At 68.6% G+C, this 25,529-nt stretch carries 21 protein-coding genes, 1 tRNA gene and 1 pseudogene; 5 read left to right on the forward strand and 18 right to left on the reverse strand.

Features of this window, described 5'->3' with window-relative positions; translation table 11 throughout:
- Positions 1-6 precede the first annotated feature (6 nt).
- From AAC979_RS07890 to AAC979_RS07900, 3 genes and pseudogenes are all read left to right on the forward strand, one after another.
- Complete coding sequence (locus AAC979_RS07890; RefSeq protein WP_371346262.1) at positions 7-321, forward strand: helix-turn-helix domain-containing protein; 315 nt, start codon at positions 7-9, stop codon at positions 319-321.
- Positions 322-764: 443 nt separating this feature from the next.
- Positions 765-1,172 (forward strand): annotated as a pseudogene (locus AAC979_RS07895) (tyrosine-type recombinase/integrase); the annotation flags it as partial.
- A gap of 133 nt (positions 1,173-1,305) precedes the next feature.
- Positions 1,306-1,417, forward strand: a tRNA-OTHER gene (locus AAC979_RS07900).
- A 115-nt stretch (positions 1,418-1,532) separates the two neighbouring features.
- Here the strand turns inward: AAC979_RS07900 and AAC979_RS07905 are convergent.
- From AAC979_RS07905 to AAC979_RS07965, 13 genes are all read right to left on the reverse strand, one after another.
- Positions 1,533-2,363, reverse strand: a complete 831-nt coding sequence (locus AAC979_RS07905) for a hypothetical protein (RefSeq protein WP_371346263.1) — start codon at positions 2,361-2,363, stop codon at positions 1,533-1,535.
- Complete coding sequence (locus AAC979_RS07910; protein WP_371346264.1) at positions 2,363-3,841, reverse strand: arylsulfatase; 1,479 nt, start codon at positions 3,839-3,841, stop codon at positions 2,363-2,365. Before AAC979_RS07910 ends, AAC979_RS07905 begins: the two co-directional genes overlap by 1 nt.
- A 23-nt stretch (positions 3,842-3,864) precedes the next feature.
- On the reverse strand, positions 3,865-4,866 hold the full coding sequence (locus tag AAC979_RS07915; protein ID WP_371346265.1) for a formylglycine-generating enzyme family protein: 1,002 nt from the start codon (positions 4,864-4,866) through the stop codon (positions 3,865-3,867).
- 108 nt (positions 4,867-4,974) lie between these two features.
- Positions 4,975-5,997, reverse strand: coding sequence for an AraC family transcriptional regulator ligand-binding domain-containing protein (locus tag AAC979_RS07920; protein WP_371346266.1), 1,023 nt, complete (start codon positions 5,995-5,997; stop codon positions 4,975-4,977).
- A gap of 138 nt (positions 5,998-6,135) precedes the next feature.
- Positions 6,136-7,215 (reverse strand): ABC transporter ATP-binding protein, encoded by a 1,080-nt coding sequence (locus tag AAC979_RS07925; RefSeq protein WP_371346267.1) that lies wholly within the window; start codon positions 7,213-7,215, stop codon positions 6,136-6,138.
- Positions 7,212-8,012 (reverse strand): ABC transporter permease, encoded by an 801-nt coding sequence (locus tag AAC979_RS07930; protein ID WP_371346268.1) that lies wholly within the window; start codon positions 8,010-8,012, stop codon positions 7,212-7,214. Before AAC979_RS07930 ends, AAC979_RS07925 begins: the two co-directional genes overlap by 4 nt.
- Positions 8,013-8,017: 5 nt before the next feature.
- Complete coding sequence (locus AAC979_RS07935) at positions 8,018-8,884, reverse strand: ABC transporter permease (protein ID WP_371346269.1); 867 nt, start codon at positions 8,882-8,884, stop codon at positions 8,018-8,020.
- 148 nt (positions 8,885-9,032) lie between these two features.
- Positions 9,033-10,061, reverse strand: a complete 1,029-nt coding sequence (locus AAC979_RS07940) for an ABC transporter substrate-binding protein (protein ID WP_371346270.1) — start codon at positions 10,059-10,061, stop codon at positions 9,033-9,035.
- A 90-nt stretch (positions 10,062-10,151) separates the two neighbouring features.
- Positions 10,152-10,466, reverse strand: coding sequence for an NIPSNAP family protein (locus tag AAC979_RS07945; protein ID WP_018391084.1), 315 nt, complete (start codon positions 10,464-10,466; stop codon positions 10,152-10,154).
- A gap of 9 nt (positions 10,467-10,475) precedes the next feature.
- Complete coding sequence (locus tag AAC979_RS07950; RefSeq protein ID WP_371346271.1) at positions 10,476-11,957, reverse strand: aldehyde dehydrogenase; 1,482 nt, start codon at positions 11,955-11,957, stop codon at positions 10,476-10,478.
- A gap of 10 nt (positions 11,958-11,967) precedes the next feature.
- Positions 11,968-13,005, reverse strand: coding sequence for an LLM class flavin-dependent oxidoreductase (locus AAC979_RS07955; RefSeq protein ID WP_371346272.1), 1,038 nt, complete (start codon positions 13,003-13,005; stop codon positions 11,968-11,970).
- Positions 13,006-13,023: 18 nt separating this feature from the next.
- Positions 13,024-14,784 (reverse strand): alpha/beta fold hydrolase, encoded by a 1,761-nt coding sequence (locus AAC979_RS07960; RefSeq protein ID WP_371346273.1) that lies wholly within the window; start codon positions 14,782-14,784, stop codon positions 13,024-13,026.
- On the reverse strand, positions 14,777-15,397 hold the full coding sequence (locus AAC979_RS07965) for an amino acid synthesis family protein (RefSeq protein WP_371346274.1): 621 nt from the start codon (positions 15,395-15,397) through the stop codon (positions 14,777-14,779). Before AAC979_RS07965 ends, AAC979_RS07960 begins: the two co-directional genes overlap by 8 nt.
- Positions 15,398-15,551: 154 nt before the next feature.
- Here AAC979_RS07965 and AAC979_RS07970 point away from each other — a divergent pair, with 154 nt between their 5' ends.
- Together AAC979_RS07970 and AAC979_RS07975 are read left to right on the forward strand one after the other, a co-directional pair.
- Complete coding sequence (locus AAC979_RS07970; protein ID WP_371346275.1) at positions 15,552-16,247, forward strand: GntR family transcriptional regulator; 696 nt, start codon at positions 15,552-15,554, stop codon at positions 16,245-16,247.
- 92 nt (positions 16,248-16,339) lie between these two features.
- A complete protein-coding gene (locus tag AAC979_RS07975; RefSeq protein ID WP_371346276.1) occupies positions 16,340-17,752 on the forward strand; it encodes an FAD-binding oxidoreductase in 1,413 nt (470 codons plus the stop codon).
- Here the strand turns inward: AAC979_RS07975 and AAC979_RS07980 are convergent.
- From AAC979_RS07980 to chvE, 5 genes are all read right to left on the reverse strand, one after another.
- The gene (locus AAC979_RS07980; RefSeq protein WP_371346277.1) at positions 17,749-20,376 is read right to left on the reverse strand and encodes an AAA family ATPase; all 2,628 of its coding nucleotides are present in this window, start codon (positions 20,374-20,376) and stop codon (positions 17,749-17,751) included. The two genes, AAC979_RS07975 and AAC979_RS07980, sit on opposite strands and share 4 nt — an antisense overlap.
- Complete coding sequence (locus tag AAC979_RS07985; protein WP_371346278.1) at positions 20,373-21,497, reverse strand: exonuclease SbcCD subunit D; 1,125 nt, start codon at positions 21,495-21,497, stop codon at positions 20,373-20,375. The genes AAC979_RS07980 and AAC979_RS07985 overlap by 4 nt, the downstream gene beginning before the upstream one ends.
- Positions 21,498-21,610: 113 nt before the next feature.
- Positions 21,611-22,798 (reverse strand): multiple monosaccharide ABC transporter permease, encoded by a 1,188-nt coding sequence (gene mmsB / locus AAC979_RS07990; protein WP_371346279.1) that lies wholly within the window; start codon positions 22,796-22,798, stop codon positions 21,611-21,613.
- Positions 22,795-24,345, reverse strand: a complete 1,551-nt coding sequence (gene mmsA / locus AAC979_RS07995) for a multiple monosaccharide ABC transporter ATP-binding protein (protein WP_371346280.1) — start codon at positions 24,343-24,345, stop codon at positions 22,795-22,797. Before mmsA ends, mmsB begins: the two co-directional genes overlap by 4 nt.
- A 64-nt stretch (positions 24,346-24,409) precedes the next feature.
- A complete protein-coding gene (chvE, locus tag AAC979_RS08000; protein WP_371349021.1) occupies positions 24,410-25,486 on the reverse strand; it encodes a multiple monosaccharide ABC transporter substrate-binding protein in 1,077 nt (358 codons plus the stop codon).
- Positions 25,487-25,529: the final 43 nt, after the last annotated feature.

A 25,529-nucleotide genomic window follows, 5' to 3' on the forward strand; every position in this document is an offset into this window, starting at 1 on the left:
GGGGCGATGCAGGCGCGCCTGTTCAACATCGACGAGGCGGCCGAGCGCCTCGGCATCTCGCCGCGCACCTTGCGCGAACATGTGCGCCATGGCGAAATCACCTTCATCGCCATGGGGCGGGGCACGGAGAAAATCCGGCGCATGTTTGCGGAGAGCGACCTTGATACCTTCGTCGAGCGCCGCCGGAGAAGCGAGCCATGTCCGTCTATAAACCCAAGGGGTCGCCGTTCTTCCACTACGACTTCCAGCGGGCCGGTCGTCGATTTTACGGCTCTACGGGCTGCAAAACGCGCCGCGAAGCAGAAGCCTTCGAACGCCTAGAGGTCAAGAAGGCCGCCGCCCTCCCGAAGGCCGCCGCTACCGAGCACGTGGCCATCACCCACGCCTGGGCGCGTTTTTGGGACGAGAAGGGCCAGCACGACGCCAAGTCCGATACCACCTTCGCCCGCATGGAGGCATTGCAGGACGGCCTGACAAAGGCGCTGCAGGCCCGCAACCGCTCCACCGCGATCAGCGAGATCGACGCGGACGTAATCGCCTCCTATGTCGCCACCCGGCGCGGCACGAAGGGGCGGAATGGCAAGCTGCTGTCGAATGCCAGCGTGAACCGCGAATTGCAGATCCTGCGCCGCATTCTCCGGCGTGCCCAGCGCGTCTGGAAAATGCCGGTGCATCTCCCGGCATGGGATGAGCTCATGCTGCCCGAGGCGGATGAGCGGGTAATCGACATCTCCCGCGACATCGAGGCCGACATCATCGCCCGCATGCGCCCCGATTTCCGCGCCGCGGCGCGATGGCTCATCCTGTCCGGCCTGCGCGCCGGCAACGCTCTGCCGTTCGATCCCGCCAATGTCGATTTCGCCATGGGGCTGATCACCGTCATGCAGAAGTCCCGCAAGCCCGGCGGGCGCATGCACGTGCTGCCGATAACTGCCGCCATGGCAACACTGCTGGGCAACGAGATCGGCCACCTTCCGGATGCCGTCTTCACCTATGTCGCCCGGCGAACCCGAGAGGGCAGGGTGCGTGGCCAGCGCTATCCCATCACGCCGGAGACCTTCTATAACGAGTTCAAGGCCGCCGCCGTCGCCGCCGGGCTTCCCGATCTGCGCCCGCATGACCTGCGCCACGTCGCTGGCACCCGCACGCTGCGCGCCTCAGGTGGCAATCTCCGCGCCGCCCAGCGGCATCTGGGCCACTCCCGAATCTCGACCACCACCAAGTACGCCCACTACATGCTCGACGAGCTGAGGGACGCCATGGCCGCTGCACATTCTCCCGAAGAAAATCCCGAAACAGCAGGAGGGAAGGGCGGTAACCAGTTGGACAGAAACACGAAACCGTCTTCTGCCTCCCGGTCTTGAAAACCGCCGTGGGTGCAAGCCCACCGTGGGTTCGAATCCCACCCCTTCCGCCACCATCCCACCGCGCGACGAGGGCGAGCGGCGGGGTGGGGGCTGACCGGATGTCGACGTCATTTCGAGAGAGTGTTTTCCCGGTCCAATCGGCATGCCATCGGATCGTGACGGGCTCTAGAAGCGGTAGGTCACGCCCAGGATCGGCCCCTGCATCAGCACGTCGTAGAGAAAGGCGCCGCTCTGATAGTCGACCGACAGGGCGCGATAGCCGGCACGCAGCGCGAGCTGGTCGCTCCACTGATAATTGACCGTCGCGATCGCCTGCCAGGTGAGGCTTGAGCCGACATCGAAACCACCAATGTCGCCGACCAGCGTGAGGCTCCACGGCCCGCCGAGCCGGGCGATGGCGCGGCCGGCGATGACCGGGTCGACCCAGCTTTCCGACTGGGCATATTCCAGTACCGAGGGCAGTCCCGGCGCCACGGTAAGCCGGTTGTCGAGGTGCCAGAAGCGAAGGCCGGCGCCGGCATCAAGGTCCAGCATGTCGGACTCATAGAGCCGGTACAGCACGTCGCCCTGCAGAGTCAGGCTGCGCGAGCGCACCTCGACCTCGGCCCCATAAGGGCCGGGCAGCGCGCCGGTCGGGGTCACCTGCGTGAACATGAGATCGGCGAGAAAACCCCAGCGGCCGACGCGCATTTCCCCCGCGCCCATCACCGCGCCGTTCAAATCCTGCAGGATGTCGCGGAAGCGCAGATCAATGTCGACCGCGGGCAGCGGCGGAAGGGTGGAACTCGTGCCCTTAAGCGCGCTGGCCCAGAGATAGAGGGTAGCGGAGAACATCGGCATGTCGCTGGTTGCCACCGGATCCGGCAGGCGCACGGCCGGCACGACGGCGTCGACATCCGCCGCCTGTGCCGGAGAATGGGCGAGGGCGACCAGGGCAGCCGCCGCAAGCGGCATGAGGCGACAACAGCCGAGGGTCGACAGCGAGCGCGCGCGCATCAATCGTTCTCCAGGCCCATCTCGTAGAGCGCCTCGCCGGGCTGCGCCAGAGGCGCCGACAATGTCGTCTTCAAAGCCGCACTGTAGAAGAGGGGCGGTGCCATGGTGCGGGCGAAATCCACCACGCGCTGCTGCATCTGCGCCACCTTGTCGGGACGGGCGGCGGAGAGGTCACGGCTCTCGGAAGGGTCGCTGGCAAGATCGAACAGCTCGACCCTGGGCGGCAGGGCGACATGCCAGACCAGTTTCCACTCCCCCTCGCGCAGAGCGCCCTGGGTGGGATCGACATTGTAGAGCACCTCCGCCCGGCCGGTCGCGCCGGCCGCGAGCACCGGCCAGGCATCGCCGCCATCCAGCACCGGCGCACGGCCGAGGCTGGCGCCGGCGAGCCTCGCCAGCGTCGGCAGCATGTCGACCACATGCATCACGCCCTCCGCCGTGCCCGGCGCAATGCGCCCCGGCCAGTTGGCCAGCGCGACCACGCGGGTGCCGCCTTCATAAAGCGTGCCCTTGCCCTCGCGCAGCGGTGCATTGCTGGGCGGCAGTTCGCCGGTTACGGCTCCCTCGCCGGCGAACATCTTGTTGCGCGTGCCGCCATTGTCGCTGTGAAAGACGATCAGAGTGTTCTGGCGCAGGCCGCGCGCATCGAGCGCGGCGACCACCTTGCCGATCTGCTCGTCCATGGCGGTGATCATCGCCGCATAGGCGCGCCGCTGGGGATCGGCAATGGCGGCGTATTGGTCGAGATAGGATTGCGGTGCCTGATAGGGCGTGTGGGGGGCGGTGAAGGCGAGATAGAGGAAAAGCGGCGTCGCCGCATCATGCCCGCTGATCTGGCGGACCGCCTCGGCGCCGAACAATTCGGTGTCGTAGCCCTCCTCCTTCAGCAGCGCGTTGTCGCGGTACCAGTCGGTGACGCCATGCGCCTCATGCCTGAAATGGTCGATCTCGCCGACCAGCGGCCCGTAGAAGGAATCGAAGCCGCGCTGGCGCGGCCAGTATTTCCGCTCGGCATGGCCGAGATGCCATTTACCGACCAGGGAGGTGCGATATCCGACTTCTTTAAGCGCCTGCGGCAGCAGGAATTCGTCGGTCGCCAGCCCATAATCGGCCCCGGAGGGGATGACGCCGACCTGCAGCCCGTAGCGCATGGGGTAGCGCCCCGTCATCAACGCCGCCCGGGTCGGCGTGCACATGGGCTGGGTGTAGAACTGGCCGAGGCGCGCACCTTCCGCCGCCAGCCTGTCGAGATGCGGCGTGCGTATGTCCGAGCCGTGGAAACCGACATCGGCGAAGCCGAGATCGTCGGCCATGATGTAGAGGATATGCGGGCGCGGCGCATTTTCCGCCCGCGCCCCCGCGGCGAGCAGGGAGAGGCCGGAAACGGCGGCGAGAAAACCGGCGCTGCCGGCAAGTACATCCCGCCGGCTGGGCGCGCCGGCGGGCGCGGCGGTGGAGGGAAGATCACGTTCGGTCACGGCGTTTCCTCGGCTTCGGCTCGTCAGGCGCGTGGGAAATCAGGGGAGCCAACACGGCGGATGCAGCGGAAACCGATATGCACCGAGGCCGTGTCGAGCGTCTGGGGGTGGCGCGCGGCGGGACGGTAGCGCCGGCAATAGCTTGGCGCGCACAGATGCGAACCGCCCTTGAGCACCTTGCGCGGCAGCGGCCGGCCGGGGGCAAACAGGTCAAGGCTGTCCGCCCGCCGTGCCCCGCGCGGGTTGCGCGACACGCAGCAGGGCTTGGCGGCCGGAAGCGTTTCGCCATGGCTGGGCGCATACCAGTCGTCAGTCCACTCCCAGACATTGCCGATCATGTCGAACAGGCCGTAGCCATTGGCAGGGAAGGCGAGGACGGGCGAGGTGCCGATATAGCCGTCCTCGCCCAGATTCTCGTGCGGAAACATGCCCTGCCAGGTGTTGGCACGATGAAGACCGCCCAGCACCAGCGTCTCGCCCCAGGCGAATTCCGCGCCGTCGAGCCCGCCACGGGCAGCGAATTCCCACTCCGCCTCACTCGGCAGCTCCTTGCCGCACCAGTGCGCATAAGCCAGAGCGTCCTCATGGGCGACATGCACGACCGGATGGTCGAGGCGATCGTCGACGCCGCTTCCCGGCCCCTGCGGGTGGCGCCAGTCGGCACCCGGCACGAAGCGCCACCAACGGGTCCAGTCCTCACGCGCCACCGGCGCTTCCGGCGCGGTGAAGACGAGGGAGCCTGGCGCGAGCAGGCGCGGATCGGCGTCCGGATAATCCTCAGCCCGTGGCTCACGCTCCGCCAGGGTCCGGTAGCCGGTGGCGGCGACGAAGGCGGCGAAGGCCCGGTTGGTCACCGGCGTGCGGTCAATGAAGAATCCATCGACGGCGACCCGGTGGGCGGGCGCTTCCTCAGGGTAATGGCGGTCGGAGCCCATGGTGAAGAGCCCCCCGGGAATCCACGCCATGGAAACCGGGCTCGGCGCCGCAGGGTCGCAGTCGCCCTCGGCCAGAAATGTCACCTGCATCGCGGCTCCGCTGCCCTCACGCCGGTGCCGCAGCCTGCACGCTCCGGCCCGGCGCCGCAGCCTGGAAAGGCCGCGGATCAGGACGCTAGCACCGCGCCGGAACCAGGCTCAATTGCCATTTGGCGCCAGTTGCGACCGGCGCCAGAGCTGCGGCGCATCGCCCTCCCACCGGCGGAAGGCACGGATGAAATGGGCGGGATCGCTGTAGCCCAGCAGGCGGGCAATGGAAGCCACCGGCAGCCCGCCGGCGGCGAGGTGCTGGCGAGCCTGCTGGTGCCGCCACTGGTCGACCAGCACCTCGAAACGTGTGCCGAGACGCGCGAGCCGCCGTTGAAGCGTGCGCGGCGACAGGCCGAGGCTGCGGGCGGCATCGACGAGCGACAGCGAGCCGGCGCGCGCGGCCGCGGCGACGATGCGTTCCAGCGCGGCCAGGAGCGCGGCATCGTCGTGCCCCTCCTGCAGCATCACCGCGGAAGGCACGCCGTCGACCTGCGGCCAGCATGCCGCGAAATGGGGGTTGGGACGGTCCAGCCAATCCGCGTCGAAGCCGATCACCAGACCCTGGTTGCTGCCGAAGGAGACATCAGACGCCAGCATGTCCTCATAGGCACGGGACGGCGCCCGCGCCTGATGCGGCAGGCTCACCCTGATCCTGCCGGCCGGCGCGGCGGCAAGGGCCCGCAGCGCCGCGACCATGAAGCCTGCGACGCCTTCGCTCAGCACCGCGCTGTGAGCAGGATCGGCATCGTCGAAACGGTGATGCCACCAGGCACGCCCCTCGGCCTCAACGAGCTGGAGCCGCACGCCGCCCTGCAGGGTCGGCATGTGACGGGCCTGGGCGGCAAGGCATTCACGCAGCGTCCGCCCGGCGAATAGGGCGTGGCCGGAGGGGCCGAGCTGCACCGGATCCGCCTTCGCGGCGAGAGCCAGGCCGAAGGTCGGCTCGCCTGCCCGGCGGGCAGCTTCCTGCAGCACGGTCGAGACCTGGCCGCGCGCGACGACGCCTGCCCCGTCCAGCGCCCCCGTTATGCCGGCGCGGTCCAGTAGCGGCGCCAGCGCCAGCCCGTGCGCATCGGCAACCTGCGGAAGCATGTGCAGCAAAGACAGCCGGATCGGATGCCGGTCCCACATCGACGCTGGTCCACCAACATTCACGAGCAGCGGCCGGCCGGCGGCGGCCACGCCGCAGGCTAGCATCATCCGCGCCTAAAGCATGCATTGTCGTAGCACAGACGGCCGGGCTTCTGGCCGCCTTGCGCCGGAGCCAGGTCAAACGCCGAAAAGCTGGCCGTCGACGGCGTCCCAGTGCAGGCGCAGGCGCGAGCCGATGCTGATCTCGTCTGAGCGGACCTGGCTCGCCGGCATGCGCACATCGACGTTGGCGCCCCAGCCCGTCACCAGCACGAAATGATAGGTTTCGCCAATGAAGGTGGCATCGGACAGAACCACGTCGATGCCGGGCCCACTTACGGCTCCGAGCGGCGACAGTCGGAGCCGATCCGGCCGAATCATCAAGCCAGCATTACCGCCGGTGGTTGCAGCGCCGTGGACCGCGACGCCTTCCAGCGCGCTGCCATCCGGAAGCGTGATATCCGCGAACGCACCTTGGCTGCGGGTGATGGTACAGTCGAGAAAATTGGAATGGCCGATGAAATCGGCGACGAAGCGGGTTCGGGGAGCCTCATAGAGCTCGCGTCCCTTGCCGAGCTGCTCGATTTTTCCGTGATTGAACAAGGCGATACGGTCGGAAAGGCTGAGTGCTTCCTCCTGATCGTGGGTGACATAGAGGATCGTCACGCCGGTCTGCCGGTGGATGCGGCGGATTTCGTCCTGGATTTCCTCGCGCAGCTTCTTGTCGAGCGCGGACAGCGGCTCGTCCATCAGAAGCAACGGAGGGTTGTAGGCCAGTGCCCGCGCCAGGGCGACTCGCTGCTGCTGGCCACCGGAAAGCTGGGCGGGCATGCGGCCGGCGAAACTCTCCAGCCGCACCAGCGCCAGCATCTCCTCGACCTTGCGGGCGATCTCCGCCGCCGGGCGGCGGCGCACGCGCAGCGGAAAGGCGACGTTCTCCGCCACGGAGAGGTGCGGGAACAGGGTGTAGCGCTGAAACACCATGCCGATATTGCGCTTGTTCGAGGGCTCGGAAAGGATGCTGCGCCCCTCCAGCCGCACATCGCCCCGCGTCGGCTCGAAGAAGCCGGCGATCATGTAGAGCGTCGTGCTCTTGCCCGAGCCCGAGGGGCCGAGAAAGGTGACGAATTCGCCGCGCGCAATCTCCAGCGACACGTCGTTGACGGCGGTGACATTGCCGAACGTCTTGGAAATATTCGCTATTTCCAGAAAGGTCATGAGCGGGCGTCCTTGCGGAGAAAGGCGGCAAGCGCCATGAGGCTGGCGGTGAGGGCGATCAGCAGCGTCGAGACGGCGGCGATGACCGGCGAGAGATCCTGCCGCAGCGTGCCATAGATGCGCACCGGCAAGGTCTGCAGGTCGGGGCTCGCCATGAAGATGGCGATCACCACCTCGTCCCAGGAGGCGAGGAAGGAAAAGATCGCCGCGCTGATCAGCCCGAGGCGGATTCCGGGCAGGGTGACGCGGATCTTGGCTTCCAGCGGGCTGGCGCCGCAGACGATGGCGGCGGTCTCGATATCCCTGTCAAACCGTTCCAGCGCATTGGAAATCGCGATGATGGAGAAGGGCAGGGCGATGACCAGATGCGCCAGCACGAAGCCCAGAAACGTGCCGTTGAGGTGCAGCCGCAGGAAAAAGGCGTAGAGCGCGACCGCCAGCACCACGACGGGCAGGATCATCGGCGTGAGGAACAGCGCCCTGAGCGCCTCACGGCCGCGAAACGTGCCGCGGGTGAGGCCGAAGGAGGCCATCAATCCGATGCCGACCGACAGCACCGTCACCACGGCAGCGATCTTGAAGCTGGTGAAGAAGGAGGCGATCCATTCGGGATCGTCGAACAGTTCCTCATACCAGCGCAGCGTCCAGCCCGGCGGCGGGAATTGCAGCCATTGCGAGGAGCCGAAGGACAGGGCGACGATGAGCAGGATCGGCAGCAGCAGATAGGCGCCGACCAGCAGGGCGATGAGGCCGAGGGCGACCCGCCAGGGGCCGAGACGGGCGAAATCGAGCAGCATGGCGCCTAGCCCCTCGCCTGACCGAAGCCGAAAAAGCGAAGCTGCACCATATAGATGGCGAGCGTGATCACCAGCAGCACCAGCGCCGCCGCGCCCGCCAGCCCCCAGTCGAGCAGCGACTGCACCAGCTGCGCGATCAGTTCCGCCAGCATCATGTTGGCGGTGCCGCCGAGCAAAGCCGGGGTGATGAAATAGCCGAGCGACATGACGAACACCATCAGCGCGCCGGCGGCGATGCCGGAGGCGGTGAGGGGAAGCATGACGCGCGTGAAAGCCTGAAAACGGCTGGCGCCGCAAAGGGATGCGGCCTGGAAGATGGCGGGGTCGATGGAGCGGATGGTGGCGTGCAGCGGCAAAATCATGAAGGGCAGCATGATGTAGGTCATGCCGATGGTGACGCCGACGAGGTTGTTGATCAGCGGCAGCGGCTCGGAAATCAGGCCGAGATCCATCAGCGTGCGGTTGATGATGCCGGTGCGCTGGAGCAGCACCATCCAGGCATAGGTGCGGGCGAGAAGGTTGGTCCACATCGACAGGATGACGATGGCGAACAGCAGCCGCGACCAGAAGGACGGCGCGATGGCGAGGAACCAGGCCACTGGAAAGCCGAGAAGAACCGTCACCGCCGTCACGGTGAAAGCGACAAGAAAGGTGTTCCCCAGCACCTTGAGATAGGTCGTCGAACCGAAGAAGGCGGCGTAGTTCTGCAGCCCCGGCGCCGGTTCCAGCACGCTGCGCAGCAGCAGCGCCAGCACCGGAATCACGAAGACGAACACAACCAGAGCGAGCGCCGGCACTACGGGCGCGATCCCGCCGGCGCGCGGACGTGCGGCGGCGGGAGGGCGGGCGATCGGCGCGTCGGTGACGGTCATGAGGGCTCGATCAGGACGGTTCGATGAGTGCAGTGAGGTGGACGATGAGGCCGAGGAGGACGGAATGGGCTGCCCGTCCTCGCCCGGCGCCTTGCCGCGCTCCCGTGGGACGGGGAGCGCGGCTCTCATCAGGCAAGGTGCCGCAGGGTCACTCCGCCTGCCAGGCGTACCAGCGCTTGCCGATCTCGTCGCGATGGGCGGCCCAGTAGCCCATGTCGAGATTGATCTGCGAGCCGGTGTGCTTGTCCGGCAGGTTGGCGGCCACGTCCTTCGGCATCAGCGCGGCAGACTTCACATTCACAGGCGCATAACCGCTCTCGGTGGCGAAGCTCGCCTGCCCCTCGGGGCTGGTGGCCTCGGCGATGAACTTCATCGCCGCTTCCTTGTTCTTCGAACCCTTGGGCACGACCAGCATGTCGGCGGCGGTCAGGTTCTGCTCCCAGGACAGGTCGACCTTCTCGCCGCTCTGCTGCAGGGCGAAGATGCGCCCGTTCCAGAACTGGCCGATCGGCGCCTCGCCGGAGGCGAGCAGCTGCTGCGACTGCGCGCCGGTGCCCCACCAGACGATGTCCTTCTTGATGCTGTCGAGCTTCTTGAAGGCGCGGTCGAGGTCGAGCGGGTAGAGCTTGTCGGCCGGCACGCCATCCGCCAGCAGGGCGATTTCCAGCACGCCCGGCGCCGACCATTTGTAGAAGGTGCGCTTGCCGGGGAAGCTCTTGGTGTCGAACACATCCGCCCAGCTCTTGGGCGCCTTGCCCTTGAGACTCGCCGGGTTGAAGCCGAGCACGAAGGAATAATAGAAACTGCCCACCGCATGGTCGGTGACGAAGCGCGGGTCGATCTCGCCGCGCTTGACGATGGAAAAGTCGATCGGCTCGATCAGCCCGTCCTTGGCGGCGGCGGCGGCGAAATCGGCCTCCACATCCACCACGTCCCAGGAGACATTGCCGCTCTCGACCATGGCTTTCAGCTTGCCATAGTCGGTCGGGCCGTCCTGCTTGACGGTGATGCCGGTTTCCTTGGTGAAGGGCACGGCCCAGCTCTTCTTCTGGGCGTCCTGGGTGGTGCCGCCCCAGCTGGTGAAGACGATCGAGCCCGACTGCGCCACCGCCGCGCCGGCGAGGCCGGCGGCGAGGGCGAGGGCGGCAATTCCGAGAGTCCGGGATCTGCGCGACATGTTAGTCCCCTTTGGTTGGCATTTGGCGTGGAAGGCGGCGCGTTGGGGCGCTCGGTTCGTTCAGGGAAGGCGGAGCGGCGCGGGGCGCCGTCAGTCCAGCGGCGAGAACGCCGTCGGCAGCAGGATCTTGTTTTCCATGGTCTCGATCAGCGCCTGGATCTTCGGCAGGAAGGCGAGCCAGGCGGGATCGGCGTTCAACCGCGCCCGGCGGGCGGCGCGGTCATCGAGGCTGGCATAGGCCCAGATATGGACGATCTCGTTGAGCGGGCCGATCTCGCTGGTGAAATAGCCGACCAACTGGCCGAGATGGCTCTTCTGCAGGGCGATGCCTTCTTCCGCCACCAGCTTCACATAGGCGGGGACGGCGCCGGTCTTCAGGCGATAGGTGCGCATCTCGTAGAGCATGGCGGGGCCTCAGCGCATGATGAAGGGATCGTCGATCGGCGCGTCGGAGGTGCGCAGCCAGACCGATTTGGTGCGGGTGTAGTCGCGGATCGAGTCCGCCCCGCCCTCGCGGCCGAGGCCGGACAGGCCGTAGCCGCCGAAGGGCACGATGGGGGAGACGGCGCGGTAGGTGTTGACCCAGACGATGCCGGCGCGCAGGCGGCGGATCAGCCGGTGGGCGCGGGTGAGATCGCGGGTGAACACGCCGGCGGCGAGGCCGAACGGGCTGTCATTGGCCTTGGCGAGCGCGTCGGCCTCGCCCTCGAAGCTGATGACGCTGAGCACGGGGCCGAACAGTTCCTCCGCCGCGCAGGGCACTTCATTGCCGGCGCAGGCGAGGATGGTGGGGGCGTAGTAATTGCCCGACGCAAAGCCCTCCGCCCGCTGCCCGCCGGTCACCAGCGTGGCGCCGGCTTTGAGGCTGGCGGCGACGACCTGCTCGATATGCTCAAGCTGGCGCGCGGTGGCGAGCGGGCCCATCTCCGTCGCTGGCTCCTGCGGGTCGCCGATGCGGATGCGGCGCGCCTTCTCGCTGAGGATGGCGAGCAGCTTGTCGCGGACGCTTTCCTCGACGAAGAGGCGGGAGCCGGCGACGCAGCTCTGGCCGGAGGCGGCGAAGATGCCGGCCACCACCGCATTCGCCGCGCTCTCAAGGTCGGCATCGGCGAAGACAAGCACCGGCGACTTGCCGCCGAGTTCCAGCGTCGTAAAAGCGAGGTTCTCCGCCGTGTTGCGCACCACATGGCGCGCGGTGCCCGGCCCGCCGGTGAAGGCGACGCGGGACACGAGGCGGTGCGCGGTCAGCGTCTTGCCGCACTCCTCGCCGAAGCCGGTGATGATGTTGACGACGCCGGGGGGAAAGCCGGCCTCATGCACCAGCCGGGCGAAGGCGAGCAGCGGGGCGGGGCCTTCCTCCGAGGCTTTCAGCACCACGGTGCAGCCGGCCGCCAGCGCCGGGCCGAGCTTCACCGCCGAGAGAAAGAGCTGCGAGTTCCACGGCACCACGGCGGCGACGACGCCGATGGGCTCGCGCCGCAGCCAGGCTTCCATATCCGGCTTGTCGACAGGCAGGTGGGAGCCTTCGACCTTGTCGGCGAGGCCGCCGAAATAGCGATAATATTCCGCGACATAGCCGATCTGCGCCCGCGTCTCGCGGATGATCTTGCCGGTGTCGCGGGTCTCAAGCGCGGCGAGTTCCTGCGCATGGGCGGCGACGAGGTCGCCGAGCTTGATCAGCAGCTTGCCGCGCGCCGTGGCGGTGAGGTTGGCCCATTCCGGCGCCTCGAAAGCGCGGTGAGCGGCTTCCACGGCGCGGTTCACGTCGGCGCTGGTGGCCGCCGGCATCACCGCCCAGGGCTGGCCGGTGGCGGGGTCATAGCTTTCGAAGCTCGACCCGCCGGTGACGAAGGCGCCGTCAATATAGAGCCGGAAATCGTCGCGCAGCGCGGTCATCGCTTCATCCTCACGCAAAGGCCGGCAGGACGTGGCGGATGAAGCGGTCCAGCGACTTCGCCTTGCGCGCATGGCTGATGCCGGCGTCGATCCACAGCGAGAACTGGTCGAAGCCGAGCGCCTCATAACCTTTGAGCCGCGCAATCACCTCGTCGGGCTCGCCGATGACGAGATTCTTGCGGACGACCTCCGGTGCGAAGTGCGGGGCGGCGGCGCGCTCCTCCGGCGTCAGCGGTGCCATGATCGCCTGATGGATCGGCCGCTTATTGGCGAACCACGCGCCGAACAGCCCGTACCAGGCGGAGAGATCGTCGGCGAGCTGGTCGGCTTCAGTGGGGGAATCCGCGACGAAACAGTGCTGCAGCAGCATGATCTTCGGGCGCGGCACGTCGGGATGCTCAGTCACGGCGGTGTTGAAGCGCTGCATCAGGCTCGCCACCTCGCCATCGCCGGAGGCGAGCGGCGTCACCTGCACATTGCAGCCATTGGCGACGGCGAAGGCGTGGCTGTTGGGATCGCGCGCGGCGATCCAGATCGGCGGGCCGTCCTTCTGCACGGGCTTGGGCGAGGCGGTGGAGGCGGGGAAGCTCCAGAACTGACCCTCATGAGCGTAATCGCCGGCCCAAAGCTGCTTCACCGCCGGCACCAGCTCGCGCATGCGCAGCCCGGCGCCCATGGCGTCGAGGCCGGGCAGCAGGCGCTCATATTCAAAGCTGTAGGCGCCGCGCGCGACGCCGAGATCGAGCCGGCCGTCGCAGGCGATGTCCATCATCGCCGCCTCGCCGGCGAGGCGGATCGGGTGCCAGAACGGGGCGATGACATTGCCGGTGCCGAGGCGGATGGTCTTCGTCTTGGCAGCGAGATGGGCGAGCTGGATGAAGGGGTTGGGGGCGATGGTGAAATCCATCGCGTGGTGCTCGCCGATCCACACCGTCTCGAAGCCCGCGCCCTCGGCGGTGAGCGCCAGTTCCTCCAGCTCGGCGAACAGCCTTGCATGGGGAATGGCGGGATCGGTGCGCTCCATATGGACGAAGAGGGAGAACTTCATGGCGGTGATCCCGGTGACTCAGTGCGGCGCTTGGGTGGCGAGGGGATGGACGACGCCCTGCGCGGCATCGCCGACATAGATGCCGAACGCATCCTCGCGCCGTTCGCGCAGATAGCGGGCGAGCATGGAGCGGGTGGCCTCGTCGGCCAAGCGGGCGAGATCGACCGCGTCCAGCGGCACGCGCACCGCACCGGCCTGCGGCGTACCGGCGAAGCTGCCGCGGTAATAGAGCGAGACGGTGGGCGGGCCGTCGCCGGCGGCGGGCGTCTCGAACACCGCGAACAGGAAGGAGAGGTGGCCCTCGACGCCGAGCCGGGCCAGCGCGCCGCGCAGGCTGCGCGGGTTGGAGGCGGGTTCCAGGCAGGAGCCGGTGGGCAGGCTCAGCCCGCCCTTGCCGTCCTCGACCATCAAAAGCGCGCCGTCCGCCTCCAGAATGGCGCCGACACGCGCCGGTTCGTCGCGCTTGGCCAGCGCCTGCAGGCCGAGCGAGACATCGACATAGGCCCCACGGCAATAGCCGAGCGGGGCGGCATCGCTGCTGCCGAAGCCCTGCACATGGCCGATCAGGATCACATGGTCGCCCGCTTCCACCACCTCATGGCGCGTGCAGTCGAACCACGCCGCCGCGCCAGACATGACCGGGCTGCCGGCCGGACCGAGCTGCCACGGCGCGCCGGCGAATTTGTCGGGCGATTTGGAGGCGAACAGCGCCGACACGTCCTTCTGCTCCGCCGCCAGCACGGAGACGGCGAAGTTCGCCGCCTCTGAGAACACCGGAAAGCTCGACGCGGTTTTTGCGAGGCACACGAGGATCAGCGGCGGGTCGAGCGAGACGGAGGAGAAGGAATTGGCGGTGAAGCCGCGCATCTCGCCCGCCGCATTGCGGGTCGTCACCACGGTCACGCCGGTGAGGAAGGCGCCGAGCGCGCGGCGGAAGGCTTTCGCGTCGAACGGCGCGGCCGGGGCATTGAGAAAGGCGAGCAGGCGCGCATTCACCTCGGCGGGGTGAGTCAGCGTCATCATGTGGCGCGCGCCCTCCAGCACCTCGGCGGTGCCGTGCGGGGCCAGCGCCGCCATCGCCCGCGACATGGCGGGGGTGGAGTTGGGGTCGCCCTCGGCGGTCATGAACAGCGCCGGCACGGCGAGGCTGGACAGCCGGTCGCGATGGGCGTCGTCGGAAGCGGCGAACAGCGCATAGGTGCGGGCATAGCCGACGGGATCACCCGCCGCGAGCAGGGCGGATACCTGCGCCGCGCTCGCCTCAAGCTCAACCGGCACCGGCGCGCCGAACCAGCGGGCGACGGCGGCTTCATGCGAGGCGGCGCGGCCTTCCGCCTCCAGCGAACCGGCGCGGGCGGTGACAATGGCGCGCTGTTCCGGCGTGCGGCAGAACACGGCGTTGAGCGCGGCGACGGCGCGCACCCGGGCGGGATGCGCCAGCGCCACTTCCAGCGCCACCAGCGCGCCCATGGAATGACCGACCAGCGCAGCGGAGGGCAGGCCCAGCCCGTCCAGCAGCGCCACCACCTGATCGGCGTAATCGGACAGGCGCGCATCTTCCGGCGGCAGGCTGGAGCCGCCATGGCCGGGCATGTCGAGCGCGATCACGTCATGGTTTGCCGCCAGCGCGTCGATCTGCGGCGCCCACACCTCGTTCGCCATGCCGACGCCATGGATCAGCACCACCGGCGGCGCCCCCGCCACGCCCGCGCGGCGATAGGCGACACAAGCGGGGGCGCCGTCGCGGCCGGCATAGGCGAGGGTGAGCCTCTCAGCCATGGGAGCCGTCCGCCGGGGCGGCGTCGAGGCCCTGGGTGGAGCCGAGTTCCTTCAGGTCCTGATAGCGGTCGCCGATGCGGTGATGCGGCCGCCCGCCAATGGAGGCGCCGAGCGCGACGACGATCTCGTCCGGCGCCGGCGCGTCGTTTATGGCGAACTGGATGGTGAGGTAGTGCGAGCGGCGCCCTTCATCCAGCTTGTCCATCAGCGGAATGGCGATGGAAGCGTTCGGGCCGCCGCGCGTGTTGGTGAAAGCGAGATAGCTCTTGGCGCCGACCGCCTTGCGGTAGTGATTGCCGAAGCGCAGCGTGTGGATCAGCGCCGAGGCGTGCTCCACCTCGCCGGACGTGCCGACGATCGCCGCCTTGCCATAGGCTTCCACCGCCTCGCCCGAGCCGGCCATGCGCAGGATTTCCTCGGTCAGCAGCGCGCCGAGCTGGGGGGCGATGTCGTGAATCTCCGGCTTAAGGTCGTCGACGAAGCCGCGCCCCGCCCACGGATTGGTGAGCACCGCCGCCGCCGCATAGAGACGCAGCGGCGAGGCGGCGGCGCGGCCGCCCTCGATGAAAGTGGTCTCGGCATAGGTGACGAGCTTGCGCAGCTGCAACGGCATGATCGGTCTCACGAAAGACGGGCTGAGCGGCGCCATGCGGGCAGTCGTTCAGCGACGATGGCCTCAAGTTCCGTATGATGGTATACCATAAGACAATCGAGTCAATTGTCATCCCGCGCCGCTCGGGCGACAAGAGGCGGGAACGGAGACAGCCATGGTCGCGACTACCGAATCCAACGCTGCCGGCGAAGAGATGAAGGTCGAGCGCAGCGTGCCGACGCTGCGCAGCCTGACGCTGGAGAAAATGCGCGACGCCATTCTCGATTTCCGCTTCAAGCCCGGCGAGCGGCTGGTCGAGCGCCAGCTCTGCGAGCGGCTGGGGGTGAGCCGCAGTGTGGTGCGCGAGGTGCTGCGCCATCTCGAAGCCGAGGGGCTGGTGGAGACGATTCCGCATCAGGGCCCGGCGGTGACCAAGCCCGACCCGGCGCAGGCGGCGCAGATTTATGAAATCCGCGCACTCTTGGAGAGCGAGGCGGCGCGGGCCTGCGCGCTGAACGCCCCGGAGGCGGCGATTGCCGAGCTTGGCGGGGTGATCGACGAGATCGACGCCGCCTTTCGCACCGGCAGCCCGCGCGAGGTGCTGCGGCGAACCACGGAATTCTATGAGAAGCTGTTCGTCGCCGCCGGCAAGGAAGTGGCGTGGGATGTGGTGCGTTCGCTCAATGCCCGCATCAACCATCTACGCTCCATGACCATCGCGCAGACCGGCCGCCACGCCGACGCCATCGCCGAAATGCGGCTGCTGCACGCCGCGCTGGTGCGGCGCGACGGGGAGGGCGCCTATGCGGCGAGCCACGCCCATGTCGCCACCGTCGCCCGCCTCGCCGGCGCCATCCTCGCCCGCATCTGAGCGCCGCCCTCACGCGACGGCTTGCCTGCCGCCCCGCGCCGGGGCTATCTCCCCCCGGCCCGCGCGAGGGCAGGGTAAGAAGGGCGGCACGCATGGACCCGATCAACCGCGTACTCGGCAGCCTGCCGGCGGAGCTCACCGTCACCGACCCGGACGTGGTCGCGCGCTATCTCACCGATTTCCGCCGCTTCCGCACCGGCGCCGCCCGCGCGGTGCTGCGCCCGCGCTCCGCAGCGGAGGTGCAGGCCATCGTCGCCCTCTGTGCCGAACACCGCGTGAAGCTGGTGCCGCAGGGCGGCAACACCTCCTATTGCGCCGCCGCCACCCCCTCGCCCGACGGCGGGGAACTGGTGCTGAGCCTGGAGCGGCTGAACGCCGTGCGCGCGCTCGACGCCGCCAATCTCTCGCTCACCGCCGAGGCCGGCTGCGTGCTGAGCGTGCTGCAGGAGGCCGCCGACGAAGCCGGGCTGATGCTGCCACTCGATCTCGGCTCACGCCAGTCCTGCCAGCTCGGCGGCACGCTTTCCACCAATGCCGGCGGCATTTCCGTGCTGAAATACGGCATGGCCCGCGACCTCGTGCTGGGACTGGAGGCGGTGCTGCCGGACGGGCAAGTGCTCGACGTGCTGCAGCCGCTGCGCAAGAACAACACCGGCTATGACGTGAAGCAGGTGCTGCTTGGCGCCGAGGGCACGCTCGGCATCATCACCGCCGCCTCGCTGAAGCTGGCGCGGAAACCGGCGCAGACGGTGACTGCCTTCCTCGCCATCGAGGAGATCGGCGCGCTGACCACGCTGCTCGCCCGCGCGCAGATTCTGACCGGCGAGAACATCACCTCGTTCGAATATGTTTCGCACCATTCGCTCAGCCTGCTGCTCGCCGCCCAGCCGGGGCTGCGGCATCCGCTGGAGACGGCAGCGCGGCATTATGTGCTGATGGAGGCGCAGAGCTGCTCGCCGCTGCTCGGGCTTGAGGAGGCGATGGCGGCCTTTCTCGAAGAGGCGATGGGCGAGGGCTGGGTGAGCGACGGCACGCTGGCCAATGGCGGGCAGCAGCGCGACCAGCTCTGGTATCTGCGCGAGCATATTCCCGAGGCGGAAGTCGCCAATGGCGGCTCGCTCAAGCACGATATTTCCGTGCCGACCTCGGGGCTGCCGGCCTTCATCACCGAGGCGAGCGGGCTGGTGGAGACGCACGGCGCCGGCGGGCGGCTGTCGATCTATGGCCATGTCGGCGACGGCAATGTGCATTTCAACGTGGTGGCGCCGGTCGGCGCCGAGCCCGGCGTCTACAAGCCGTGGTTCGAGCGCGAGGTGTCGCCGCGCCTCTATGACCTCGCCGTGGCGATGGGCGGCTCCTTCGGAGCGGAATATGGCATCGGCACCGTCAAGCTCGACCTGTTGGAGCGCTATGGCGACCCCGCCAAGCTCCACATGATGCGGGCGCTGAAAGCCGCGCTCGACCCGGCCAACCTGATGAACCCCGGCAAGGTGGTGCGGTTCTAGCTCCGCTCGGGCTGCCAGTCGGTCATAGCAAGCACATGGCCGCCGAGCTTCTGGAAGGCGCGCTGGCGGCAGGAGAAGACGATGATCTGCTGGTCGCGCGACTGGCGGTGCAGCGCATCGAACATGCGCTCGATGCGGTCATCGTCGGAATAGACCAAGGCATCGTCGAGAATGACCGGCGCCGGCCGCCCGTCGCGGGCGAGAAGGCGGGCGAAGGCGAGGCGGGTGAGCACCGAGAGCTGTTCGCGCATGCCACCGCTGAGCCGCTCCACCTCTTCCTCATGGCCGTTGCGGCGCAGCGTCTGTGGCAGCAGCGTCCTGTCGTCGAAGGTGATGGCGGCATCGTCGAACAGCAGGCCGAGCAGCGGTGTGAGTTCGGCCATGACCGGCTTGAGGTAGAGATCGCGCGCCTGCGCCCGCGCCGTCTCCAGCGCCGAGGCGAGGCGCTGCAGCACGCGCACCTCGGCGGCAAAGCCGGCGACGCGGGCCTCGGCGGCGGCGAGCGCCTCCTTCGCCTCGCCCCAGCCCTCCTCCACCGCCTCGTCGGCGCGGGTGGCGATCTGGGCGTTGAGGCCGGCAATGGTCTCGCGTAGCGCGGCGGCTTCCTTGGTCGCGGCGTCCTCCACCGAGCGGGCGCGGCGCAGCGCCGCCTCGGCGGCCTCAAGATCGACCGCGCCGGCGCGCAGCCGCCGCAGCACCGCCTCAGTGTCCGCATGGGCGTGTTCGAGCGTGTCGCGGCGTTCGGCCAGCTCGGCGAGCCGCGCCCCGCGCCTCTCCGCCGGGCCGAGCACGGCGTCGATCTGCGCCCGCTCGGCGGTGAGCGCGGCGAGCGCGGTTTCCGCCGCGACGAAGGCTTCGTCGGCGCGGGCGCGCGGCGGCTCGGCGGCGCGCAGCGCCTGCCGGGCGAGGGCGCGGCGCTGCTCGGCCGTGTTGAGGACGGCGCGCAGCGCGGCGATGTCCTCCTCCGGCTCAGCCGGCGGGGCACCCTCGGCCATCGCCGCCTGTTCGCGCAGCCGCGCCAGCCCTTCCGGGGCGAGAAGCGCCAGCCGGCCGGCCAGTTCGCGCCGCTCCGCCTCGATCTGCTGGGCGCTTGCCTGCCGGGCCCGGGCGGCGGCGAGGTCATCCACGCCGAGCGCGGCGAGAAGCGCGCCATGGCGGGCCTGCGCCTGTTCCAGCCGGCTATTGGCCTGCGGCTGGCGGTTGGAGCGCAGAACAAGGGTGCCGAGGCCGGGAATGACGAGGCGGGCCTGCCCGTCATAGCCGCGCTCCTCGCCCTCGCCCAGCGGGGCGGCATCCATGACGATGCGGGCGTGGGCACCCGGCTCATAAGCCACCACCACCGAGGGGCGCGCCGCCTCTTCCACCGCCCTCAGCCGGGCGAGCTCGATTTCCAGCGCCTGCAGCTCGTCGATCGCCGCGGCGGGGAGTGTCGCCCGCGCCATCGCCGCCTCGGCTTGTTCCAGCGCGCTGCGTGTGGCTTCCGCGTCGGCGAGGCGTTCCCGCAGCGCTGCCTGCCGGGCCTGCGCCTCCCGCGCCCTGAGCGCGGCCTCGCCGCGGGCGAGGCGCTGGCGCGCCGCATCCTCCGCTGCTTCGGCCGCCGCCAGTTCGGCCTGCGCCCGTTGCAGCTCCGCCCCGGCGGACTGGCGGCGGGCAACGGCCTCAACGCGCCGCTGCCCGGCCTCCCGCAGCGCGGCCTCGTGGCTGTCCGAGGTGGCGAGCATGGTGCGGAAGGCGGAATGCTCGCGCAGGGCGGCGTCGCGGCGCTCGCGCGCCAGCTTTTCTTCCGCCTCGGCGGTGCGCAGCGCCTCGCCCTGCGCCTTCGCCGCCTCGAACGCCGCCTGCGCGCCGGCCACCGCCCGGCGCCGCTCCTCGCGTTCCCCGGCCTGTTCCAGCTCGGCGAGCCGCTTCAGCGCGACGGCGCGGCGGTCGAGCGCCTCGCGCAGGGCCCGCACATCGGCCGCCAGCCGCTGCTCCTGCTCGGCGAGCCGGTCGCGGGCGTCGAGCGCGGCGGCATAGCGCCCGCCCGCCTTCGGCCGGCCGGTGGCGGTGACGAGTTCGGAGAGCGCCTCGGCGGTCGCGGCCATGATCTCCGCCATGCGCCGCCCGCCGGTGACGGCCTCGACCTCGCCCTGCACCGATTCCAGCAGGCTGGCGCGCACCTGCTTCTCGCTGTCCTCTTCCGACTTGCTGCGCTTCTCGATTCCGGTGAGGCCCTGCCGCACCCACAGCAGCCCGGCCGGGCCGGCGGTGCCGCCACGGATCAGCCCGGCGATAAAGGCTTCCGCCTCGTCCGCCTGCGCCAGCAGCCGGCCGGTGGCGAGATCGGTGACGCGGGCGGAGCGGCCGGCATAATATTGCTTGGTCAGGCGGTAACGCCCGTCGGGCGTGGTGATGTCGGCCTCGACCAGCGGGCTGCCGCCGCTATAGGGCCGCAGCCGCTGCACATCGCCCGGCGTGCCGCTGTGCGGCTGGAAGAACAGCGCGTGCAGCGCCTCGAAGCTGGTCGACTTGCCGAACTCATTGGCGGCGCACAGCACGTTGACGCCGTCGCCAATGTTCTCGATGGCGACGCCGCGATTGGCGAAGCGCTTCACATTGAACAGCCGCAGCGCGGAGATCTTCATGGCGCGTGCCCCTGCGCATAGGAGAACAGCCGCGCCAGCGCCGCCCGCGCCACCTCGCGCTCTTCCGCCGAGCGGGCGGCATCGCCGGCCTCCGCCAGCAGTGCCTCCGCCGCCTCGCGCAGCGCGCCGGCCCGGTCGATGCGGTCGAGATCGCCCGGCTCGCAGGCGGTGGCGAGGTCGGCAAGGTCGAGCGTCAGAAAGGCGAAGTCCGGCGCGGCGGCGGCGACGGCGGCCCCCAGCGCAGCCTCACCTGTGAGCCGGGTGCGGCCGGTGGCGATGAGCCGCGCCAGCGTCTGCCGGCGCGCGCGCGGCTCCGGCAGCAGGGCGGCGAGCGCCGCCTCGGGGTCGTCGGTTTCCAGCAGATGCAGGTCGAGGTCGCGCCAGGCGAAGCTGGCGGTCGGCAGGGCCGTCGCCTCAGGCAGGGCGTCGGGACCGGCGAGGCGCACGAGCAGCGTCGTGCCGGGCGCCCCATGCTTGAAGCGGTCTGGCTCCGGCGTGCCGCTGTAGCGGGTGCGCGCGTCGACCTCGACCGCGCCGTGCCAGTCGCCGAGCGCGAGATAGGCGAGGCCGGCGCGGCGGGCGCGGTCGGGCGCGATCACCTCGCCCGCAACCGCGTCCTCGGAGAAGGAGCGGATGGCGCCATGGGCGAGGCCGAGGCGCAGCGTGCCCTCCGGGGTCGGGTGCGCATCCATCCACTCCGTGAGGTCGCGGCCCGGCCGGCGGGTGGTGCAGGGGGCGGGCAGCAGCACCACGCCGGGGGCGAGGTCCAGCGGGCGCGGCTCGGTGGCGAGGATCACATTGTCCGGCGCTTCCGCCTTCAGCGCCGCCCACAGCGGCGCGGCTTGCAGCGAATCGTGATTGCCCGGCAGCAGCACAAAGGTGAGCGGCGCGTGGTGGCGCATTTCCGCCAGTGCCTGCCGCCGCACCTCCGGAGCCGGGGTTTCGGTGTCGAAGGTGTCGCCGGCGAGCAGGATGGTGCCCGCGCCCTGCTCGCGCGCGTGCTGCGCCAGCCGGGCGATCACGCCATGGCGCGCCTCGCGCAGCCGGCCGGGCAGGTCGCCGGAAAAATTGCCGAAGCGCTTGCCCAGATGCAGGTCGCTGGAATGCAGGAAGCGGAACATGGCGCGCCGGGTGCGGGGTGGGGTGCGGACAACCGGGGTCCCCCAGCGCGGCGCCCTTGTCAAGCCGGGACGCGGCACCCGCCCGCCCCTGCGGGGGCCGGGTGCCGCTCCGCTCAGGCGCGGCGCTGGTTATAGACGTCGAGGCAGACGGCGCCGAGCAGCACCAGCCCCTTGATCACCTGCTGGTAGTCGATGCCGATGCCGAGAATCGACATGCCGTTGTTCATCACGCCCATGATCAGCGCGCCGATGACCGCGCCGCCGACGCGGCCGACGCCGCCATAGGCCGAGGCGCCACCGATGAAGCAGGCGGCGATGACATCGAGTTCGAAGCCGAGGCCGGCCTTCGGCGTCGCGGTGTTGAGCCGCGCGGCGAAGACGAGGCCGGCCAGCGCCGCCAGCACGCCCATATTGACGAAGGTGAGGAAGGTCAGCCGCTCGGTCTTGATGCCGGAGAGCTTGGCCGCCTTCTCATTGCCGCCCACCGCATAGATCTGCCGGCCGATGGTGGTGCGGGTGGTCACGAACGCATAGAGCGCGATCAGCGCCGTCATGATGACCAGCACGTTCGGCAGGCCGCGATGCGAGGCGATGAGATAGGCGAAATAGAGAATGACCGCGAACAGCAGCGCGTTCTTGGCGAGGAAGAAGCCATAGGGCTCGGTGTGGATGTGGTGGGCTTCCTGCCGGGCGCGGCCGCGGAAATTCAGCCACACCATGGCGAGCGCCAGCAGCGCGCCGATGGCAAGCGAGGTCGGGTAGAGCCCGGCGGCCTCGGGAACGAGTTCCGGAATGAAGCCGGAGGACAGTTTCTGGAAGGTGGGCGGGAACGGCCCGACCGACTGCCCCGCCAGGATCGCCAGCGCCAGCCCCTTGAACACCAGCATGCCGGCCAGGGTGACGATGAAGGACGGGATCTTGAAATAGGCCACCCAATAGCCCTGCGCCGCGCCGATCAGCCCGCCAAGAGCGAGGCAGATCAGCGTCGCCGGGATGAAATGGACGCCGAACTTCACCATCAGCACCGCCGCCACCGCGCCGATGAAGCCGGCCACCGAGCCGACCGAGAGGTCGATATGGCCGGTGACGATGACGAGCAGCATGCCCAGCGCCATGATGACGATGTAGCTGTTCTGCAGCACCAGATTGGTGAGGTTCAGCGGGCGCAGCAGCGTGCCGTTGGTCACCACCTCGAAAAAGATCATGATGGCGAACAGCGAGATCAGCATCCCGTAGTCGCGCAGGTTGTTTTTCAGGAAGCCGGCGTGGCTCGCCTTGTCCTTGAGAGCGGTGTCGCTCATGCCAATGCCTCCATGGGGCGTTGCTCTCCCTTGCGCATGATGGCGCGCATGATCTTCTCCTGCGAGGCTTCAGCGCCGGGGAATTCGCCGACAAAGGCGCCCTCATTCATCACGCAGATGCGGTCGCAGATGCCGAGCAGTTCCGGCATTTCGGAGGAGATCACCACCACGCCCTTGCCGGCATCCGCCAGCTCGTTGATGATGCAATAGATTTCGTACTTGGCGCCGACGTCGATGCCGCGCGTCGGCTCGTCGAGGATCAGCACCTTCGGGTCGGTGAACAGCCATTTCGACAGCACCACCTTCTGCTGGTTGCCGCCGGAAAGCTTGCCGGTCTCCTGATAGACGCTGTGGCAGCGTATGCGCATGCGGGCGCGGTAATCGGAGGCGACGCGCAGTTCCTTCAGATCGTCGATCACCCGGCCCGGCGCGACGGCGGGCAGATTGGCCAGCGTGACGTTCTTGGCGATGTCCTCGGCCAGCAGCAGGCCCAGATGCTTGCGGTCCTCGGTGACATAGGCGAGGCCGGCGTCAATGGCGCGGCGCACGGTGGAGAGGTCGACAGGCTGCCCCTCCATCTCCGCCCTTCCGCTGATCTTCTGGCCCCAGGAGCGGCCGAAAATGCTCATGGCGAATTCGGTGCGGCCGGCGCCCATCAGCCCGGCAATGCCGACGATCTCGCCGCGCCGGACCTCGAAATCGACGTTTCGGATCACCTGCCGGTCCGAATGCAGCGGGTGATAGGCCGACCAGTCGCTCACCCGAAAGATCGGTTCGCCGATGCTGGGCTGGCGCTTGGGGTAGCGGTGTTCGAGATCGCGATCGACCATCTTCGAGATGATGCGATCCTCCTCCACTGCGCCCTCATGGCAGTCGAGCGTGTCGACGGTGCGCCCGTCGCGCAGCACGGTGATGCGGTCGGCGACCTTGGAGACCTCGTTCAGCTTGTGCGAGATGAGGATGGAGGCGATGCCCTGCGCCTTGAACTCCAGCAGCAGGTCGAGCAGCGCCGCGCTGTCCTTTTCCGACAGGCTGGCGGTGGGCTCGTCGAGAATGAGCAGGCGCACCTTCTTCGACAGCGCCTTGGCGATCTCCACCAGTTGCTGCTTGCCGACCCCGATATTGGTCACCAGCGTGTCCGGGGATTCGTCCAGCCCGACCTTTGCGAGCAGGTCGCGCGTCCGCCGCTGCACCGCGCCGCGGTCGATGATGCCGAAGCGGCCGGGCGGGTTGGCGATGAAGATGTTCTCGGCGATGGAGAGCAGCGGAACCAGCGCCAGTTCCTGATGGATGATGATGATGCCCAGCGCCTCGGAATCGGTGATGTCGCCGAAGCGGCGCTCCTCGCCGTCGAAGACGATGGCGCCCTCATAGGAACCGTGCGGGTAGACCCCGCTCAGCACCTTCATCAGCGTCGACTTGCCCGCGCCGTTCTCGCCGACAAGGGCGTGGATCTCGCCGGGCCGGACGGAGAATGTGACATCGCTCAGCGCCCGCACACCCGCGAAGTGCTTGCTGATGCCCTGCATTTCCAGAAGAGCGTTCATGGATCGGTCCAAAAGCCGGGCCGCGCCGGCACGGGGCCGGCGCGGCGTAAGGCGGGTAGGGGGATCAGTTGATCTGGCCGGGCTTGTAGTAGCCGGAGCCGATCAGCACGGCTTCCCAATTGTCCTTGTCGACCACGACGGGCTTGAGCAGATAGGACGGCACGACCTTGACGCCGTTATTATAGGTCTTGGTGTCGTTGACCGTCGGTTCCTTGCCCGACAGGGTGGCGTCGACCATGTCGGCCGTCACCTTGGCGAGTTCGCGCGTGTCCTTGAAGATGGTGGAATACTGCTCGCCGGCGAGGATCGACTTCATCGACGGGACTTCCGCGTCCTGGCCGGTGACGACGGGCATCTTCATGTCGCCCGAGCCATAGCCCACGCCCTTGAGCGAGGACAGGATGCCGATGGAGAGGCCGTCATAGGGCGAGAGCACGCCGTTGAGCGTCTTGTCGGAGTAGTAGGCGCTCAGCAGATTGTCCATGCGGGCCTGGGCGGTGGCGCCGTCCCAGCGCAGGGTCGACACCTTGTCCATGCCCATCTGGCCGGACGCGACCTTGAGCGTGCCATTGTCGATGAGCGGCTTCAGCACCGACATGGCGCCGTCATAGAAGAAATAGGCGTTGTTGTCGTCCGGCGAGCCGCCGAACAGCTCGATGTTGAACGGGCCCTTGTTCTCGGGATAGCCGAGACCCTTGAGCAGCGACTGCGCCTGCAGCACGCCGACCTGGAAATTGTCGAAGGTCGCGTAATAATCGACATTGGGCGTCTCGCGGATCAGGCGGTCATAGGCGATGACCTTGATGCCCTTGTCATGCGCCTGCTTCAGCACGTCCGACAGGGTGGTGCCGTCGATGGAGGCGATGACAAGCACCTTGGCGCCCTTGGTCACCATGTTCTCGATCTGCGCGAGCTGGTTGGGGATGTCGTCCTCGGCATATTGCAGATCGGTGTTGTAGCCGCGCTCCTTGAGCACCTTCACCATGTTGTCGCCATCGGCGATCCAGCGGGCGGAGGATTTGGTGGGCATGGCGATGCCGACCGTGCCCTTGTCCGCCGCCGAGGCGGGGAGGGCGAGGGCCAGCGCGCCCAGCGCGAAGGCGGTTGCGGAGAAAAGCGTCGTCAGGCGTTTCATCGTCAGCTCCTTGAGCGTTTCAACTTTGGTGTTTTCAACGGCCGCCTTG

Source organism: Ancylobacter sp. IITR112 (assembly GCF_041415945.1).
Lineage (GTDB): Bacteria > Pseudomonadota > Alphaproteobacteria > Rhizobiales > Xanthobacteraceae > Ancylobacter.